Raw genomic sequence first — 16,086 nt, forward strand, 5'->3', positions numbered from 1 at the left:
GGAGGCGCCGCCGTCGGGCGGCCTCCCCCGCTCACACCCGGAACGCTAAAGTCTCACATCGGTGTGAGAGTCAAGCCGTGTCGAGGAGGATCACGTGCGGATCGGTGAGCTGTCCCGCAGGACGGGCGTCCACGAGCGGCTGCTGCGCTACTACGAGGAGCAGCGGCTGCTCCACCCCGCGCGACGCCCCAGCGGCTACCGCGAATACGGCGAGGCCGACGTGCAGACCGTGCGCCGCATCCGCGGCCTGCTCGCCGCGGGCCTGACCACCGCCACCATCGCCGCGATCCTGCCGTGCCTGGGCGACGAGGACGAGCGCCTGGTGCCGACCTGCCCCGACCTCGTCGGCGACCTCCTCAGGGAGCGGGCCCGCATCTCCCGGGCCATCGACGACCTGCGGTCCTCCCGTTCCGCGCTCGACGACGTCATCGCGGCCGCCCCGGCCGACGTCGCCGAGCGCGCGCGGGACGCCCTCACTCCGGGCTGACGGTCACCCCGCCTTCGCCAGTGCCACCGTCCGTCCGCCGAGCGCGGCGGAGAACCGGTCCGTGACCTCGGCCAGCGCCTCGGCGGAGGGCTTCGCGACGACCAGTTCCCCGCTCTCGCCGACCGTGACGTCCCGGTCGAGGGTGAACCAGCCCGGCAGGATGTGGTGCGGGCCCATCGAGTTCAGGACGGGCCGCAGGGCGTAGTCGAGGGCCAGCACGTGGGCCGTGGTACCGCCCGTCGCCAGGGGCAGCACGGTCTTCCCGGCCAGGGCGTACTGCGGGAGCAGGTCGAGGAGCGACTTCAACAGGCCCGAGTAGGCGGCCTTGTAGACGGGCGTGCCGATGACGATGCCGTCCGCCCGCTCGAACCGGGCGATGGCCTCGACGATGGCCGGGTGCCCGAACTCGGCGCCCAACAGCGCGTCGGCCGGCAGGGTCCGCACCTGCAAGGAGGTCACCTCGTGTCCCTGGTCGCGGAGCCGTTCGTCGAGATGTTCCAGGAGTCGCGCGGTGCGGGACGTGGCGGAGGGGCTGCCGGACACGGAGAGGATGGTGGCCATAGTGGGGCCTTTCGTGAGAGGTGAGGGGCGAAAGAAGGGGGATGGGGGCTCGGAGGCTACGGACGCGGCCGAGCCGCGGCGTTCACCACGCGCTCGACACGACCGTGACCGCGGGCGTCAGGCCTTCGCGCAGCGCTTCGAGGAACGTCACGACCTCCGCGGCGACCGAGCGGTGCTGCTTGTCGTTGAGGACGTCGTGGTGGGCGCCGCGGACGACGGCGAGGCGGGCCGAGGCCGCCTTCTGCGCGGTGAGCGCGAGGGCGTCGCGGTCCGCGAGCGGGTCGGCGTCACCGACCAGGAACAGTTGGGGAAGGTCAGCGGCGCTGTCGTGTGCCCGCTCCAACGCCGCTTCCGGGACAGGCGTGTTCAGCTCGCCGCGGCGTACGCGGGTGTCGTCCGTGAGCACGCCACGGTGGGTGGGGCAGGCGGTGCGGACGTCGAGCTCCTCGTCCCACGCCTCGGTGCCGGCGACCGCCCGGCCCGGCAGCGCCGCCAGGATCACGCCGTCCGCGCGCAGCCGGCGCACCCGGTCCGGGTCGGCGACGAGGGCGGCGACCGCCGCGGCGCCACTGTCGGCGCCCACCAGGACCACCGGGGAGGCCGCGGCGCCGCCTGCCTCGGACGCCGTGCCGTCGGCTGCTTCGGCGAGCCGCTCGGCCAGGGTGTCGAGGGTGGCGTCGAGGTCGTCGCCGCTCAAGTCCGGGCTGTCCACGACCCGCACCCGGTAGGCGTCCGCGGCGAGCCGCCTGCCGAACCGCTCGTACACGGCACGTGTCTCGCCGCGGCCGGGCACGACGATGACGGTGCCGCGGGTGAGCAGGCCTTCCGGGGCGAGGTGGTCGGTGTACTGGCTGGTCATCGCGGGGCTCCAAGGGTGGCGGTGGCCGTGGTGTGCCGGTTGGCCGGGTTCGGCAGGCCGAGGTGGCCGCGCAGGGTGGTGTCGGCCCACTCCTCGATCCGGTCGGCGACGGTCTCCGGCGCGCCCACGAACGGCGGAACTCGGCGAGCAGCTACGCGACTTGACGGAGCGTGAGGTTCTCGGTCCGGGCGCGTTCGATGACTTTCGCGGCTCCCGTCCTGCCGCCCTCCCCGGCGAGGTGGGCGACGTCGGGGAAGGGGGCGTCGGCGCGTTCTGGGCATGGGGCGTCCGGACATGAGGGTCTCTCTGCGACGGCTCCCGCGCTTCGAGGGCAACGCGAAGGAGCGAAGGACAAGGCACACGCAAGCCATCCCGCTCCGTACGCATGGGCACACCGGTGGGCAGGGCGGAACGCGGAGAAGGAGGCATGACGGACGAGGGCTCGAAGAGCCGGCCGTCAGGAAGCAGCGCCCGGGACGTCCTGGACTCCCGGGAAGGACCGGGGAGAAAGCTCAGGCGCGCGGGAAGCTACGCGGAGGGAGAGAAGGTCAGCGACAGAGTGCGCTACACGTGCGCCGCAGGTCCACGTAGCGGCACACCACGCCGGGGTGCGTCGTCAGCATGCTGCACATCCTGACGCGCCCCGTCCCCGGCTGTCAATGGACACCAATTTGTGTCTCATCACGCGGGACGGGTCGATGATGCTGGTCAACGAGGTGCGAGGGCACGGGAGTTGTCGTGGCGTCGCGTCGCGTCGCCGGATGCTCTTCGACCTCGTTCGGGCTGAACCACAGCGGGCCGTTTCACCGGGCGACGACGGGCTCCGCCCCGTCGACCGTCTCCTCGGCCTCCGCCAGCAGCGACGCCACGGTCACCCCGCCCAGCACGGCCGCCGCGTCCGTCTCGATCCGCCGCCACACCTCCGGCAGCCCTCGCGCGGCACCGGAGTACCCGAGACCAGACAGTGGCTCGCCGCGCAGCGTGAGCAGTTCGCCGTCGACGGCGCGAGTGACATCGAGCAGGGTGATGGCGTCCGCCGGCACACCCAGCCAGTACCCGCCCACACACCCGCGCCGGCTGCGCACGAGCCCGGCCCTGCGCAGCTCGCCCACCACCGATTTGAGGAACCGGAACGGAATCCCCTGGGCGTCGGCGATGGCCTCGCACGTGAGCGGCCGTTCGGGGGCGCGGGCGAGCTCCAGGAGCGCGCGCGTGGCGTAGTCCGCCTTCGCGGAGATATGCATGGCCACATGATGCCCGAAGACCGCCGCGGGACAAGGTCCGCGCATCCCTCTCCGCGAACGTTGCGGGAACATTGCCGCAGGTGAGAGCCAATGGACACCTCTTGACATCTTTTCTGTCGCCGCTCTAGCGTCGCCACCATGACCGAGCCGTTGACGACACCCGGTGAGGGCTTCCACCCCCATCTCCACGACGCCCCGAACTCCCCTTCCGCTCCCCTGCGTTCGCGGCTGCACCACGTTCGCGCGGACGCCCTGGACGGGGACACCGCGCAGAGCGGCGGCATGCGGCGCTTCGCCGCCGTCAGCGGGAACACGGTGGGGTCCGAGAAGCTGTGGATGGGCCAGACCCATGTCGCGCCGTCGACCGCGTCCTCCGACCACCACCACGGCGAGTCCGAGACCGCGATCTACGTGGTGAGCGGGCACCCGGAGTTCGTGTTCCTCGACGACTCGGGGGACGCCGAGCAGGAGGTCAGGCTGCGCACCTCGCCCGGCGACTACATCTTCGTCCCGCCGTACGTGCCGCACCGCGAGGAGAACCCCGACCCGGCCGACGAGGCCGTGGTCGTCATCGCCCGCAGCACGCAGGAGGCCATCGTGGTCAACCTGCCGAAGCTGTACGCGCTTTCGGATCCTGACGAGTCCTGACCGGCTCTGCGAGGATGGCTCCATGAAATCGATCTCTTTCCCCGGTGCCAAGGCGCCGTCCTCCAACGTCGTCCTCGGCCTGATGCGCATCGCGGAGCTCGGCGACAAGGACGTCCGCGCCCTCTACGACAGTGCCCGCGACGCCGGGATCAACAGCTTCGACCACGCCGACATCTACGGGCCGACGCGGCACGCCTGCGAGGAGCGCTTCGGGCAGGCGGTCACGCTGAGCGCCGCGGAGCGCGAGTCGATCGTCATCCAGAGCAAGGTCGGCATCCGGCCCGGTTTCTTCGACTTCTCCCGTGAGCACATCCTGGCGACCGTCGACGAGTCGCTGGCGGCGCTGCGCACCGACTACCTCGACATGCTCCTGCTGCACCGCCCCGACACCCTCGTCGAGCCGGAGGAGGTCGCGGCGGCCTTCGACGAGCTGCACGCGGCGGGCAAGGTCGTGAACTTCGGCGTCTCCAACCACACGCCCGGCCAGGTCGAGCTGCTCAAGTCGGCGGTGCGCCAGCCACTCGTCGCCAACCAGGTCCAACTGAGCATCACGCACGCCCCGTTGATCGCCCAGGGCGTCGCCGCCAACATGGCGGGGCTCGACCAGTCGGTGAGCCGTGACAACGGGCTGCTCGATTACTCGCGGCTCAACAAGATGACGCTTCAGGCGTGGTCGCCGTTCCAGAAGGGCTTCTTCGACGGGGTCTTCGTCGGCGACCGTGAGAACTACGCGGAGCTCAACACCGCGCTCGACGAGCTGGCCGCGAAGTACGAGGTGACACCCACCGGCATCGCGGTCGCCTGGATCACCCGGCACCCGGCCGACATGCAGGTCGTGCTCGGCACCACCAACCCGGGGCGCGTCGCCGAGTCCGCTGCGGGCTCGGACATCCCGCTGACCCGCGAGGAGTGGTACCGCCTGTTCCGCGCGGCCGGGCACACGCTGCCGTAGCCCACTGGTCGCGCCGGGCCCCGTCTCCAGGGGCGGGGCCCGGCGCGCTCACTCGCAGCGCTGCGGGGCGCGCTCGCCGTCGCTCTGCGAGGCCACCTTCGCCGAGGAGCGCGCCCCCACCGCCGGAGCGAGGAAGACGGCCACCGTCGTGAACGCGAGCACGACCACCATGGCCGTCCGCAGCCCGTAGTGGTCGCCGAGGAAGCCGAGGCACGGCGGTCCGACGAGGAACGCGATGTAGCCCATCATCGCCACCAGGCTCACCCGCGCCGCCGGGTTCTCGCCCGAGTCACCGGCTGCCGAGAGCGCGACGGGGAAGCCGAGCGAGGCGCCGAGCCCCCAGAACAGCACGGCCGCGCTGGCGAGGACCGCTGAGTCGGAGAAGACGACCAGGGCGATACCGAGCGTCGCCGACACCGCGCTGGCCCGCACGACGGGCCTGCGGCCGAGCCGGCCGATGAAGTACCCGCCGACGAACCGGCCGATGGTCATCGCGGCGGCGAAGCCGGTGTAGACGGCCGAGCCGAGCGCGGGGTCCATGTCGTGGCCGTCGACCATGAGCAGCGGCAGCCAGTCGTTCGCTGCGCCCTCGGCGAGCGCCATCGCGAGGATGATCCCGCCGAGGAGCAGCAGCTGCCGGTCCCGCCACACCTTCGCCTTCGACGCGCCGTCCGCGGAACTTCGCGGCTGCGAGTCGCCCGTTGCCTTGCCGACGCCGGTGGGGATGGCCCGGATCGCGTAGCCGAACATGGCGGTGGTGACCACGGCGACGGCGATCAGGTGCCACTGCACGGGGAATTGGACCGCCGTGCACAGGATGCCGACCGCCGCTCCCACGACGGTTCCCAGGCTGAAGAAGCCGTGCAGCGTCGGCAGGACCGTGCGCGCGGTGATCCGTTCCACCTCCGCGCCGTCGATGTTGATGGCGACCTCTCCCCCGCCCATTCCGGCGCCGAAGAGGCACAGTCCGGCGGTGACGAGGGGCGCGGAGGACGCCATCGCGCCGAGGCCGATGACCGCCATGCTGAAGGTGATCAGCAGCGTCGCCACGCCCATGACGGGCCGCGATCCGAAGCGGGCGACGAGCGTGCCGGAGCACAGGATGCCGGTCATCGAGCCGACCGAGAGCCCGAAGAGGATGAGCCCCATCTGCGCGGTGGAGGCGCCGAGTTGGTCGCGTACGTCGGGTGTGCGTGTCACCCACGACGACATCGACAGGCCGGGTATCAGGAAGAAGAGGAACAGTGCGGTCCGTCTGCGGCGGGTGTCCAGGTCCATCGGTGGTGTGCTCTCTGTTGTGTGGAGATCGGGAGAAGGATCATCGTCACGCTCCCACATTCGGCATCCCCGCACAGCAGTTGGGGCGGCACCCGCCGACCATGGCAGGTGCCGCCCCGACCGGCGGCGTCAGCTGGGCTCTACGCCTCCGGGTGCGTCAGCCGGATGTCGAGATCGCCCGGCTCGGCGTCGCCCACCCGCAGCGTCCGCGCGGCCGGCGGGTAGCCCGTGGCGATGACGGAGTAGTCGCCCGCGTCCAGGTCGGTGAAGGCGTACGCGCCGTCCGACCCGGTCGTCGTCGTGGCGATCACATTGCCCGCCGCGTCGACCAGGGTGACCCGCGCGTCGGCCAACGGGCCGTCGTCCGTGCCGGCCCGGACGACGCCCTGGACCCGCTTGCCGACCCCGAGCACGAGCTCGACCCGCGTCACGCCCTGCGCGCCGGTCTCCACCTGCTGCGCCGCGGGCCGGAAGCCCGGCGCGTTGACGGCGAGCGTGAACAGGCCGTTCACCAGGCCACCGCAGGCGAAGTCGCCGTGCAGTCCGGTGCGTGCGGTGGCCACGACCTCGCCACGGACGTCCGTCACGACGACCAGCGCCTCGGGGACGGGGCGGCCGCCGGCCTCGCGCACCAGTCCCGCGAGTCCGCCAGTACCGGTGAGCACGATGTCGTGGGAGAGGAGTTCGCCGTCCACGGTGACCGTCGAGGCCTGGGGCTGGTGCCCGTCGGCCGCGACGATCAGCACGTACGTTCCCGCGCCGGGTACGTCGAGGCTGTAGGCGCCGCCGGAGTCGGTGACGGAGCGGCTGATCTGCCGGCCGCCGGTCGAGATCAGCGTGATCGCGGCGCGGGTCACGGCCTCGCCGCCGCCGGTGCGGACGGTGCCGAGGATGCCGTTGCCGTTCGGGGTGAACGACCGGGCGCCGTCGGCCTCCGCAGAGGACGCGGTCACGAGGTGCTTACGCGGCTGCGCGGCGGCCTGCGCGCCGACCGAGGCCGTCACGAGTTCGCGCTCCGGCTCGGCCGGGTGCGGCACGGCGCCCTCGGGCACCTCGTCGGCGGGCCGCGCCCCGCGGGCCTCGTCGAGTTCGCGCAGGCCCTCGCCCTCGACGTCGACGTTGGGCAGCGCCCGGTCCAGCCACTTGGGCAGCCACCAGGCGCCGCGTCCGATGAGCGCGAGGACCGCCGGGACGATCGCCATGCGCACGATGAACGCGTCGAAGAAGACGGCGACGGCGAGCCCGAAGCCGATCATCTTGATCATGGATTCGGTCGAGCCGATGAAGCCCGCGAACACGGCCATCATGATGACCGCGGCCGCCGTGACCACGCGGGCGCTGTACCGGAACCCGGTGACGATCGCCTCCTTGGCCGTCTCCCCGTGAACGTATGCCTCGCGCATCCGCGTCACGAGGAAGACCTCGTAGTCCATCGCGAGTCCGAAGACGACGCCCACCATGAAGATCGGCATCATCGACATCACGGGGCCGGTCTCCTCGACGCCCATGAGGTCGGCGAGCCAGCCCCACTGGAAGACGGCGACGACGGCGCCGAGCGCGGCGAGGACGGACAGCAGGAAGCCGAGCGCGGCCTTCAGCGGCACCAGGATCGAGCGGAAGACGACGATCAGGAGCAGGAAGGCGAGGCCGACGACGAGCGCGAGGTACGGGAGGAGCGCGTCGTTGAGCTTCTGCGACACGTCGATGTTCATCGCGGTGGAGCCGGTGACCATGAGCGACGCGCCCGAGTCGGCCTTGATGCCGTCACCCGCGTGGCGGATGTCGTGCACCAGGTCCTCGGTGTCCGTGGACGTCGGCTTCGACTTCGGGATCACGCTGAGCATCGCGGTGTCGCCGGTCTTGTTGAACGTCGCCGGAGTCACCACGGCCACGTCGTCAAGTCCCTTGACGGTCTTGGTGACATCGGCGACGGCGGACTTCGGCTGATCGCTGCCCTTTGCGTCGACGACGACCATCAGCGGCCCGTTGAAGCCGGGCCCGAAGCCCTCGGAGAGCAGGTCGTACGCCTTGCGCTGCGTGGTGCTGGTGGGCTGCGAACCGTCGTCGGGCAGGCCGAGTTCGAGGGACGTCGCCGGTACGGCGGCCGTGCCCAGGGCGATCACACCGAGCAGCAGCACGACGACCGGGTGCTTCACGACGACGCGCGCCCACCGGGTGCCCATGGCGGGCTTGGGCTCGGCGTGCTCCCCGTGGACGTGGCCCTGTTCCTCGGCCTTCCGCTGGGCCTTGCGTTCCTTCCGCTTGCTCTTGGCGCCGGCGGGGCGCACGCGGCGGCGGGCGATGCCGAGCAGGGCGGGGATCAGGGTCAGGGCGACAAGGACCGCGACGACGACGGTGCCGGCGGCGGCGAAGCCCATCTTCGTGAGCATCGGGATGTTCACGACGGCGAGGCCGACGAGGGCGATGACGACGGTCAGCCCGGCGAAGACGACGGCGGACCCGGCGGTACCCGCGGCCCGCCCCGCGGCTTCTTCCCGCTCGCGTCCCTCGGCCAGTTCGGCCCGGTACCGGGACACGATGAACAGCGCGTAGTCGATGCCGACCGCGAGGCCGATCATCATCGCGAGCGTCGACGTCGTCGAGTCCAGGTTCAGCGGCTTGGCGAGCGCGGTGATGGCGGAGACACCGATGCCGACGCCGAACAGCGCGGAGACCAGCGGCAGTCCGGCCGCGATCAGCGAGCCCAGGGTGATGACGAGGACGACGGCGGCGACCACGACGCCGATGACCTCGGTCGAGCCGGTCTCGGGCACGGTCTGGAGCGCGTCGCCGCCGACCTCGACGGTCAGCCCTTCGTCACGGGCGTCCTGCGCCGCGTCCTTGAGCGCGTCGCGCGAGGAGTCCTCCAGCTCCATGCCGGAGACCTTGTACGACACCTGCGCGTAGGCGATGGTGCCGTCGCGGCTGACGGCCTTGGCCTTGAACGGGTCGGTCGCGCTCTGGACCTCGGAGCCACCGCCGAGTTCCTTGACCGTGTCGCGCACGACGCCCTGGTTGGCGGCGGAGGTGATCTTCTCCCCGTCCGGCGCCTTGAACACGACGCGCGCGGTGGCGCCGTCGGCGCTGGCGCCTGGGAAACGCTGTTCCAGCAGGTCGAAGGCCTTCTGGGCCTCGGTGCCCGGGATGGAGAAGGAGGAGGATGCGGCCGTGGGGGCCTGGGAGGCTCCGACGCCCACGGCGGCGAGGACCACCACCCAGAAGAGGGCGACGAAGTACCGTCGCCTGAAGGCGAATCGGCCCATTTTGTAGAGGAATCGAGCCACGAGGGCGTACTCCCGGTCAGGTCGTTTTTTGGTGCTGGGCAAGATGCTTCGGCCCGACGACGGTGAGCGGTGGCGTCAGGTGCAAGGGGGGATCTGCGTAGTGGGGGATGTGTGGGGGGATGTGAGGGGATCAGGCGCAGAGGGCGGGGAGGACCACTGCGTCGATGTATGAGATGAGGTACTCCTGGGTGGGCGGTCGTTCTTCGATCACGCCGCGGGTCGCCATGGCGCCGACCATCAAGTGCAGCGTGTAGCCCATCGCCGGGTTGTCCTGGCGGATCTCGCCCCGAGCGACGGCTCTCTGGAGGACCTGGTCCAGCTCCTCCAGCTCCGGTTCGATCAGCAACTCCCGGAAGGCGCTCAGCAGATCCGGGTCACTGTGCATCGCCATGGCGAGTCCCCGCATCAGCGCCGTCGACTCCTCGACCGAGCAGTCGTCGTGCCGGTTGGCGAGCGTGTGGAGGTCCCCGCGCAGGGTGCCGGTGTCGATCTCGGCGATGTCGACCGGCTTGTGGTGCCGCATCGCCTTGACGACGAGCGCGGCCTTTCCGCCCCACTGCCGGTAGAGCGTGGCCTTGCTGGACCGGGTGCGGGTCGCGACGGCGTCCATGGTCAGCGCGTCGTAGCCGACTTCACGCAGCAGCCCGAGCACGGCGTCGTACAACTCGGCCTCGCGCTCCGCCGTCATACGTCTGCGTCGCACGGTGCCGCCGGTCCTGGTCACGCGCTGCTCCCCATCACGACTGTGCCGACATCACGGCTGTGCCGAACGAAACGGTTTCGTACGACGGCAGACTAACCCGCCGCCTCGATGAAACGAAACCGTTTCGTACGTGGTTCGGATCACGCCGTGTGCAATGGTGAAGCCCCATGAGTGAAACGTTCGACTGCGCATGGCGCGACCCGGTCTCCGACGAGGAGATGGTCGACCTGGTCCGGTCCCACGGCGGGCACGACGTCGCCGGCTGGTGGACCAAGATCCAGGGGTACAGCCTCGGCTGGGTGACGGCCCGTGACGGGGACGGGCTCCTCGTCGGCTTCGTGAACGTGGCGTGGGACGGCGGCGACCACGCCTTCCTGATCGACACCAAGACACGGGGCACACACCAGCATCGCGGCATCGGAACCGCCGTCGTGCGCCTCGCGGCGGTCAGGGCGCGGGAGTCGGGCTGCGAGTGGCTCCATGTCGACTTCGAGCCCGGACTCCGCGACTTCTACTTCGAGGCGTGCGGATTCAGGCCCACGGAGGCGGGCCTGATCCATCTGCGCCCGTGAGGCTCAGCCCTTGGCGTGCCCCCTCTCGCGCAGCGAGGCGACGGTGACTCCGGGGGACAGTCGGCCCTCCGTCACCTTGAGCTGGATGATCGCCGCGCGGCCGCAGGTCAGCGCGCGGTCCAGGGCCGGGGCGAACTCCTCGGTCGTGGTGACCGTTTCGCCGTGGGCGCCGAAGGCCTGGGCGTACGCGGCGAAGTCCGGGTTGCCGAGGGCCGTGCCGCTCACCCGGCCGGGATACTCCCGCTCCTGGTGCACGCGGATCGTGCCGTACTGGGCGTTGTCCAGGACGAGGATCAGCGGGGCCGCGCCCTCCGCCACGGCCGTGGCGAGCTCCTGGCCGTTCATCAGGAAGCAGCCGTCGCCCGCGACGGAGACGACGCGGCGGTCCGGGTGCGCGATGGCGGCCGACACGGCTGCGGGCACGCCGTAGCCCATCGAGCCGTTGCGCGGGCCGAGTTGGCGCATGCCGTCGCGGTACGTCAGGTAGCGCTGCGCCCAGATGGCGTGGTTGCCCGCGCCGAACGTGACGATGGTGTCCTCGGTGAGCCGGCTGTCGAGGTGGGCGAAGACCGCGCCGAGGTCGAGCGGGTCGCCGTCCGGCTCCGGTGTGCGGGCGGCCAGGTGTGCCGCCCTGGCCTGCTTGGTGTGCTCCGCCCACGGCACGGGTGTGGCGGGGCGCAGGGTGCGTATCGCGGCGCCGAAGGCCTCGGGGGCGGCGACGAGGGTGAGTTCGGCGCGGTGGACGACGCCCGGGGGCTGCGCCTCGGGGAGCACCTGCACCAGGCGCGGGCCCGTCGCGTCGCCGCCGACCGTGGGCAGCGCCCGGTAGCCGTCCGTCGTGACGTCTCCCGGCGCCGCGCCGACGCTCACCAGCAGGTCCGCCTCGCGCACCCGCTCGGCGAGTGCCTTGGCGCGCCCGTAGCCGAGGTTTCCCACGTAGACATCGGCCTCGTTGTCCAGCAGGTCCTGGCAGCGGAAATCGACGGCGACGGGCAGCGACCAGGCCTCGGCCCATGCGCGTACGTCGGCGCGCGCCCGGTCCGTCCAGCGGCTGCCGCCCAGCAGCACCACCGGCCGCTCGGACGCCGCCAACAGGCCGTGCAGCGCGGCCAGTTCGTCGGCGGACACGCCGCCCTGCGGCACCGGCAGCGGCCTCGCGTCGGCGACCTCGACGACGTCCGTCAGCATGTCCTCCGGCAGCCCGACGACCACGGGGCCGGGCCGGCCGCTGCTCGCGACGGCGAAGGCTCGGGCCACGTACTCGGGTATGCGGGCCGCGTCGTCGATCGTCTCGACGAGCTTGGCGTTGGTGCCGAACGTGCCCCGCAGGTCCAGTTCCTGGAAGGAGTGCCGGTCGGTGTGGTCGCGCGGCACCAGGCCGACGAAGAGGACCAGCGGAGTGGCGTCCTGGTGGGCGGTGTGCAGGGCGACCAGCGCGTTGGTGGCGCCGGGTCCCCGCGTCGTGAGGCAGACGCCGGGGCGGCCGGTGAGCTTGCCGGAGGCTTCCGCCATGTATCCGGCGCCGCCCTCGTGGCGGCACACCACCATGCGGACCGGCGCGTCGTACAGGGCGTCGAGGACGGCGAGGTAGCTCTCGCCGGGCACACCGTAGACGGTGTCGACGTCGTGTGCCCGGAGTTGGTCGACGAGGACCTGGCCACCGGTGCGGGCGGGGCGGTGCACGGTCATGCTGCAACCTTTGCGTCGAGTGTGTCGCTGGAGGGAAGGGAGCCGTGCCGGCGCAGCACGGTGCCGGCCGCGACGGACCCGGCGACGGTGCAGGCGGCCACGAGGACGAGGAGCAGCGCGGCGCCCCAGGACGCGCCGCCCGCGGCGCCGGTGACCGAGGCCGCGATGAGCGGGATGAAGCCGCCCAGGACCCCGGCGAGGTTGTACGACATGGCGACCGCGCTGTAGCGGAACTCCTCGGGGAACAGCGAGGCGACGACCGCGCCGATGGGGCCGTACGGGATGGAGAGCGCGCCGATGCCGAGCGCGACGCCGAGGTACACCAGCGGGGTCTGCTTGGTGTCGACGAGCCAGAAGGCGGGGAACGCGGCCACCATCGTGACGGCTGCCCCGATGGCGCACACCTTCCACGAGCCGATGCGGTCGGCGAGGCGTCCGCCGGCGATGATGACGACGATCTCGACGACGGCGCCGACGACGGTGGCGTTGAGCATCGTCTGTTTGTCGATGCCGAGTTCGCCGGTGCCGTAGCTGATGACGAACGTGGTCATGAGGAAGAAGCCGCCGACGCCGAGGAGCGCGGCCCCGACGCCGACGATCATGCGGCCCCAGGTGCGGCGGAAGGCTTCGACGAGCGGCGCGGGCGGCGGTCCGTTCCGCTCCGCGTCGTCCTGCATGGCGCGGAAGACCGGGGACTCCTCGATGCGTACGCGCAGGTAGAGCGCGAAGCCGAGCAGCGGGAACGCGGCGAGGAACGGCAGACGCCAGCCCCAGGAGTAGAAGGCGTCGTCGGGCAGCATGCCGACGAGGGCGAAGGCGCCGCTGGACATCAACGTGCCGACTGGTGAACCGAGTTGGGGCACGGACGAGTAGCTGCCGTGCTTCTCCTTCGGGGTGTGTTCGAGCGTGAGCAGCATCGCGCCGGACCACTCACCGCCGACGGAGATGCCCTGGACGAAGCGGAGGACGGTGAGCAGGACCGGCGCCCAGATGCCGATGGTGTCGAACGAGGGCAGCAGGCCGATGCAGCCGGTGGTGGCGCCCATCATGACGACGGTGATGATGAGGGACACCTTGCGCCCGTAGCGGTCGCCGACGTGGCCGAAGATCGCGGCGCCGATGGGGCGGGCCACGAAGCCGACGGCGAACGTGCCGAAGGAGGCGAGGGTGCCGGCCGCCGCGCTGAGGTCGGTGAAGAAGAGCTTGTTGAAGACGAGCGCGGCGGCGGTGCCGTAGAGGAAGTAGTCGTACCACTCCAGGGCGGTGCCGCTGAACGCGGCGAACAACAGCCTTCTGATGTCCTTGGGTTGGGGCTTCGTCGACGTGCTCACGCGTTCTCCTGGGGAGGGGCGGCGGCCTGGGCGGCCGGAGCGGAAGGGGGACCGGAGCGTGCGGGAGTGCGGGTGAGTTGGTGCGGGTCGTGTGCGTCAGGCGAAGTGGTGCAGCTGCGCGAGCGGCACCACGATGGCGGCCGGCGTCCCCGTCTCGACACCGTCGACGAGGACCGGTGCGGGCTCGCGCGGCACCACGACCCGTGGCGTCGCCGTGTTGTGCAGCATGTCGGAGCGGGTCAGTCCGCGGCTGTCGCGGATCGGGGCGTACGTCAGCCCACTCGGCAGGGCCGCCCGCGCCGCGCGGTCGTTGAGCGCGGCCTCGGCGACGAAGACCTTGGCGAGCCGGGCGGGCGCGGCGCCCAGCGAGCCGAAGTAGGGCTTGTAGGACCGGGGTTGGGTGAGCCGGGTCGAGCCCGAGCCCGAACCCGTGTTGCCCCACGCCACGAAGCCGGACTTGATGACCAGTTCGGGCTTGCTGCCGAACCACTTGGGGTCCCACAGCACCAGGTCGGCCATCCGCCCGGCCTGCACCGTGCCGACCTCGTGGGCGAGGCCGTGGGCGAGCGCCGGATTGAGGGTGATCTTCGCGAGGTAGCGCAACACCCGTGCGTTGTCCGGGTGTTCCACTCCCCCGCCGCCGTTCGCGAGCGCTTGGACGTGGGCGAGCTGCCACGTCCTGCGCACCGTCTCGGCGATCCGTCCCATGCCCATGGAGTCGGAGTTGACGATGGAGATGGCGCCGAGGTCGTGCAGGGCGTTCTCGGCGGCGATGGCGTGCTCGCGGATCCGGCCCTTCGAGATCGCGACGTCGCTCGCGGAGGCGTGGTTCTGCCGGTGCACGGTCATCGTCATCGGGAACAGCTCACCGACCGTGTTGGGCGTGTACGGCACGGTGGGCGTCGTCGACGACGGCAGGATGTTCGGCTCGGAGAGGATCTCCAGGAGGTCGGGGTGACCGCCGCCGCCCTCCACGTGGTAGGCGTGCACGGTGCGGCCCCGCGTGGCGCCGAGGGTGTCCCTCAAGTACCCGGACTCGTTCATGGAGTCGGTGTGCAGGGCCACCGGGAGGTCCGCCTGTTCGGCGGTGTCGAGGCACGTGTCGATGATGCGCGGGGTCGCCCCGAAGTCCTCGTGGATCTTGAAGCCGCCGGCCCCGGCGAGGGTGATCTCGTCGAGCAGCACCCGGGAACTTGACGAACCGCGGGCCAGGAAGGCGATGTTGAGCGGGGTGTCCTGCCAGGCGCTCATCAGGGTGTGCAGATTGTGCGTCGGGTTGCAGCCGATCTCCCACACACCGCCGAGGCCCATCCCGACGAGCGTGGTGACTCCGGCGGACAGCGCGGCGGGCGCGACCTCGGGAGAGGACAGGTGGACGTGGCTGTCGACGACGCCGGGTGTGGCGATGAGCCCCTCCCCCGGCACCACGGAGGTGTGCGAGTCGATGGCGTAGTCGACGTCCATCACGTCCGGGTTGCCGACACTGCCGACGGAGACGATCCGGCCGTCCTTGATGCCGATGTCGGTCTTGCGCACACCGAGTACCGGGTCCATGAGGACGACTCCGGCGACCACCATGTCGAGGGCGGAGTCGCGGTCCGAGCGCGGCGAGGCGAGGAGTCCGTCGCGGACCGTCTTGCCGCAGCCGCCGAGGAGTTCGTCACCCGGCGTGCCGTCGTCGGCCTCGACCTCGACCCACAGGCAGGTGTCGCCGAGCCGGATGCGGTCGCCGGTCGTGGGCCCGTACAGGGCGTGGTACGTGCGGCGGTCGACGCTGGTCATGCGCGCTCCTGGGTCGTGCGGGCCTTGTGGCCGGCGGGGATGACGACGACTTCGCGCTTCTCGCCGGGTTCGAAGGCGAGGGCGGTGCCGGCGGCGATGTCGAGCCGCAGTCCGCGCGCGGCGTCGCGGTCGAGTTCCAGCGCCTGGTTGGCCTCGTGCAGCGGGTAGTGCGAGGAGATGTAGACGACGCGGTCGCCGGTGTTGCGGAGGGTGAGCGTGGTGCGCGGGCGGCCCACGTTGATCTCGACGGGCGTCTCGGCGGTGCGCACGGCACCCGGGCCCTCGGCGCTCGCGGGCCCGATCGGCCGGTCGACGGCGACCAGCGACGTACCGCTCGGGAACAGGGCCTCCACCTGCACGGTCGTCACGATGTCGGCGACCCCGTCCAGCACGTCGTCGACGGTGAGCACCCGCTCCGCCGCCTCGATCACCTCGTCGAGGCTCAGCCCGTCCCAGGCGGCCTCCAGGATCTCGTCGCAGATCAGGGCGATCGCCTCGGGGGCGTTGAGTCGGCGTCCACGCGCGCGTCGTCTGCGCGCGAGTTCGGCGACGGTGAACAGCTGGAGCCGTTCCTGTTCACGAGGGGTCAAGTGCACGGTCGGATGGCCCTCCTGGTCGGCGGGCCCCGGACGCTCCGCCCAGGGATCGCACCAGGATCCCCGGCGCCGGGCACGGAACCAACGTTGAAACATCGCC

General features: G+C 71.4%; 14 protein-coding genes and 2 pseudogenes. 4 read left to right on the top strand and 12 right to left on the bottom strand.

Annotation, left to right across the window (positions count from 1 at the left end):
* Window positions 1-94 precede the first annotated feature (94 nt).
* Window positions 95-487: a MerR family transcriptional regulator gene (locus ACP4E5_RS04815; RefSeq protein ID WP_425825451.1), complete on the top strand. Its 393-nt coding sequence runs from the start codon at window positions 95-97 to the stop codon at window positions 485-487.
* Between the two features lie 3 nt (window positions 488-490).
* Here ACP4E5_RS04815 and ssuE read toward each other — a convergent pair whose 3' ends face one another.
* The 4 genes and pseudogenes from ssuE to ACP4E5_RS04835 all read right to left on the bottom strand — a co-directional run bounded on the left by ssuE (window position 491) and on the right by ACP4E5_RS04835 (window position 3,151).
* The gene (gene ssuE / locus ACP4E5_RS04820) at window positions 491-1,048 is read right to left on the bottom strand and encodes an NADPH-dependent FMN reductase (protein ID WP_425825452.1); all 558 of its coding nucleotides are present in this window, start codon (window positions 1,046-1,048) and stop codon (window positions 491-493) included.
* Between the two features lie 82 nt (window positions 1,049-1,130).
* On the bottom strand, window positions 1,131-1,907 hold the full coding sequence (locus ACP4E5_RS04825; RefSeq protein WP_425825453.1) for an alpha/beta hydrolase: 777 nt from the start codon (window positions 1,905-1,907) through the stop codon (window positions 1,131-1,133).
* Window positions 1,904-2,172: pseudogene (locus ACP4E5_RS04830) on the bottom strand (LLM class flavin-dependent oxidoreductase); the annotation flags it as partial. The pseudogene ACP4E5_RS04830 and the gene ACP4E5_RS04825, both read right to left, overlap by 4 nt.
* A 538-nt stretch (window positions 2,173-2,710) precedes the next feature.
* The gene (locus tag ACP4E5_RS04835) at window positions 2,711-3,151 is read right to left on the bottom strand and encodes an RrF2 family transcriptional regulator (RefSeq protein ID WP_425825454.1); all 441 of its coding nucleotides are present in this window, start codon (window positions 3,149-3,151) and stop codon (window positions 2,711-2,713) included.
* Between the two features lie 138 nt (window positions 3,152-3,289).
* On the opposite strand from ACP4E5_RS04835, the gene ACP4E5_RS04840 reads away from it, so the two are divergent.
* The gene (locus ACP4E5_RS04840) at window positions 3,290-3,799 is read left to right on the top strand and encodes a cupin domain-containing protein (protein WP_425825455.1); all 510 of its coding nucleotides are present in this window, start codon (window positions 3,290-3,292) and stop codon (window positions 3,797-3,799) included.
* Between the two features lie 22 nt (window positions 3,800-3,821).
* Entirely contained in the window at window positions 3,822-4,751 is a 930-nt protein-coding gene (locus ACP4E5_RS04845) for an aldo/keto reductase (protein WP_425825456.1), read from the top strand.
* A 48-nt stretch (window positions 4,752-4,799) separates the two neighbouring features.
* Here ACP4E5_RS04845 and ACP4E5_RS04850 read toward each other — a convergent pair whose 3' ends face one another.
* The 4 genes and pseudogenes from ACP4E5_RS04850 to ACP4E5_RS04865 all read right to left on the bottom strand — a co-directional run bounded on the left by ACP4E5_RS04850 (window position 4,800) and on the right by ACP4E5_RS04865 (window position 10,037).
* Entirely contained in the window at window positions 4,800-6,029 is a 1,230-nt protein-coding gene (locus ACP4E5_RS04850) for an MFS transporter (RefSeq protein WP_425825457.1), read from the bottom strand.
* 140 nt (window positions 6,030-6,169) lie between these two features.
* Window positions 6,170-7,081, bottom strand: coding sequence for an MSCRAMM family protein (locus ACP4E5_RS04855; RefSeq protein WP_425841089.1), 912 nt, complete (start codon window positions 7,079-7,081; stop codon window positions 6,170-6,172).
* Window positions 7,082-9,313: pseudogene (locus tag ACP4E5_RS04860) on the bottom strand (MMPL family transporter); the annotation flags it as partial.
* A 130-nt stretch (window positions 9,314-9,443) separates the two neighbouring features.
* The gene (locus ACP4E5_RS04865) at window positions 9,444-10,037 is read right to left on the bottom strand and encodes a TetR/AcrR family transcriptional regulator (protein WP_425825458.1); all 594 of its coding nucleotides are present in this window, start codon (window positions 10,035-10,037) and stop codon (window positions 9,444-9,446) included.
* 146 nt (window positions 10,038-10,183) lie between these two features.
* On the opposite strand from ACP4E5_RS04865, the gene ACP4E5_RS04870 reads away from it, so the two are divergent.
* Window positions 10,184-10,588, top strand: coding sequence for a GNAT family N-acetyltransferase (locus tag ACP4E5_RS04870; RefSeq protein WP_425825459.1), 405 nt, complete (start codon window positions 10,184-10,186; stop codon window positions 10,586-10,588).
* A 3-nt stretch (window positions 10,589-10,591) separates the two neighbouring features.
* On the opposite strand, the gene ACP4E5_RS04875 is transcribed toward ACP4E5_RS04870, so the two are convergent.
* From ACP4E5_RS04875 to ureA, 4 genes are all read right to left on the bottom strand, one after another.
* Window positions 10,592-12,277, bottom strand: coding sequence for a thiamine pyrophosphate-dependent enzyme (locus ACP4E5_RS04875; protein ID WP_425825460.1), 1,686 nt, complete (start codon window positions 12,275-12,277; stop codon window positions 10,592-10,594).
* Complete coding sequence (locus tag ACP4E5_RS04880) at window positions 12,274-13,608, bottom strand: MFS transporter (protein ID WP_425825461.1); 1,335 nt, start codon at window positions 13,606-13,608, stop codon at window positions 12,274-12,276. The genes ACP4E5_RS04875 and ACP4E5_RS04880 overlap by 4 nt, the downstream gene beginning before the upstream one ends.
* 96 nt (window positions 13,609-13,704) lie before the next feature.
* On the bottom strand, window positions 13,705-15,390 hold the full coding sequence (locus ACP4E5_RS04885) for an urease subunit alpha (RefSeq protein WP_425825462.1): 1,686 nt from the start codon (window positions 15,388-15,390) through the stop codon (window positions 13,705-13,707).
* Window positions 15,387-15,986: an urease subunit gamma gene (gene ureA, locus ACP4E5_RS04890; protein ID WP_425825463.1), complete on the bottom strand. Its 600-nt coding sequence runs from the start codon at window positions 15,984-15,986 to the stop codon at window positions 15,387-15,389. The genes ACP4E5_RS04885 and ureA overlap by 4 nt, the downstream gene beginning before the upstream one ends.
* Window positions 15,987-16,086 lie beyond the last annotated feature (100 nt).

It is taken from the genome of Streptomyces fractus, from assembly GCF_049844455.1.
Lineage (GTDB): Bacteria > Actinomycetota > Actinomycetes > Streptomycetales > Streptomycetaceae > Streptomyces > Streptomyces fractus.

Excerpts from the sequence above, each read along its gene's own strand:
- ssuE (WP_425825452.1), bottom strand. The coding sequence starts at position 1,048 with ATGGCCACCATCCTCTCCGTGTCCGGCAGCCCCTCCGCCACGTCCCGC.
- ACP4E5_RS04825 (WP_425825453.1), bottom strand. The coding sequence starts at position 1,907 with ATGACCAGCCAGTACACCGACCACCTCGCCCCGGAAGGCCTGCTCACC.
- ACP4E5_RS04835 (WP_425825454.1), bottom strand. The coding sequence starts at position 3,151 with ATGCATATCTCCGCGAAGGCGGACTACGCCACGCGCGCGCTCCTGGAG.
- ACP4E5_RS04840 (WP_425825455.1), top strand. The coding sequence starts at position 3,290 with ATGACCGAGCCGTTGACGACACCCGGTGAGGGCTTCCACCCCCATCTC.
- ACP4E5_RS04845 (WP_425825456.1), top strand. The coding sequence starts at position 3,822 with ATGAAATCGATCTCTTTCCCCGGTGCCAAGGCGCCGTCCTCCAACGTC.
- ACP4E5_RS04850 (WP_425825457.1), bottom strand. The coding sequence starts at position 6,029 with ATGGACCTGGACACCCGCCGCAGACGGACCGCACTGTTCCTCTTCTTC.
- ACP4E5_RS04870 (WP_425825459.1), top strand. The coding sequence starts at position 10,184 with ATGAGTGAAACGTTCGACTGCGCATGGCGCGACCCGGTCTCCGACGAG.
- ACP4E5_RS04875 (WP_425825460.1), bottom strand. The coding sequence starts at position 12,277 with ATGACCGTGCACCGCCCCGCCCGCACCGGTGGCCAGGTCCTCGTCGAC.
- ACP4E5_RS04885 (WP_425825462.1), bottom strand. The coding sequence starts at position 15,390 with ATGACCAGCGTCGACCGCCGCACGTACCACGCCCTGTACGGGCCCACG.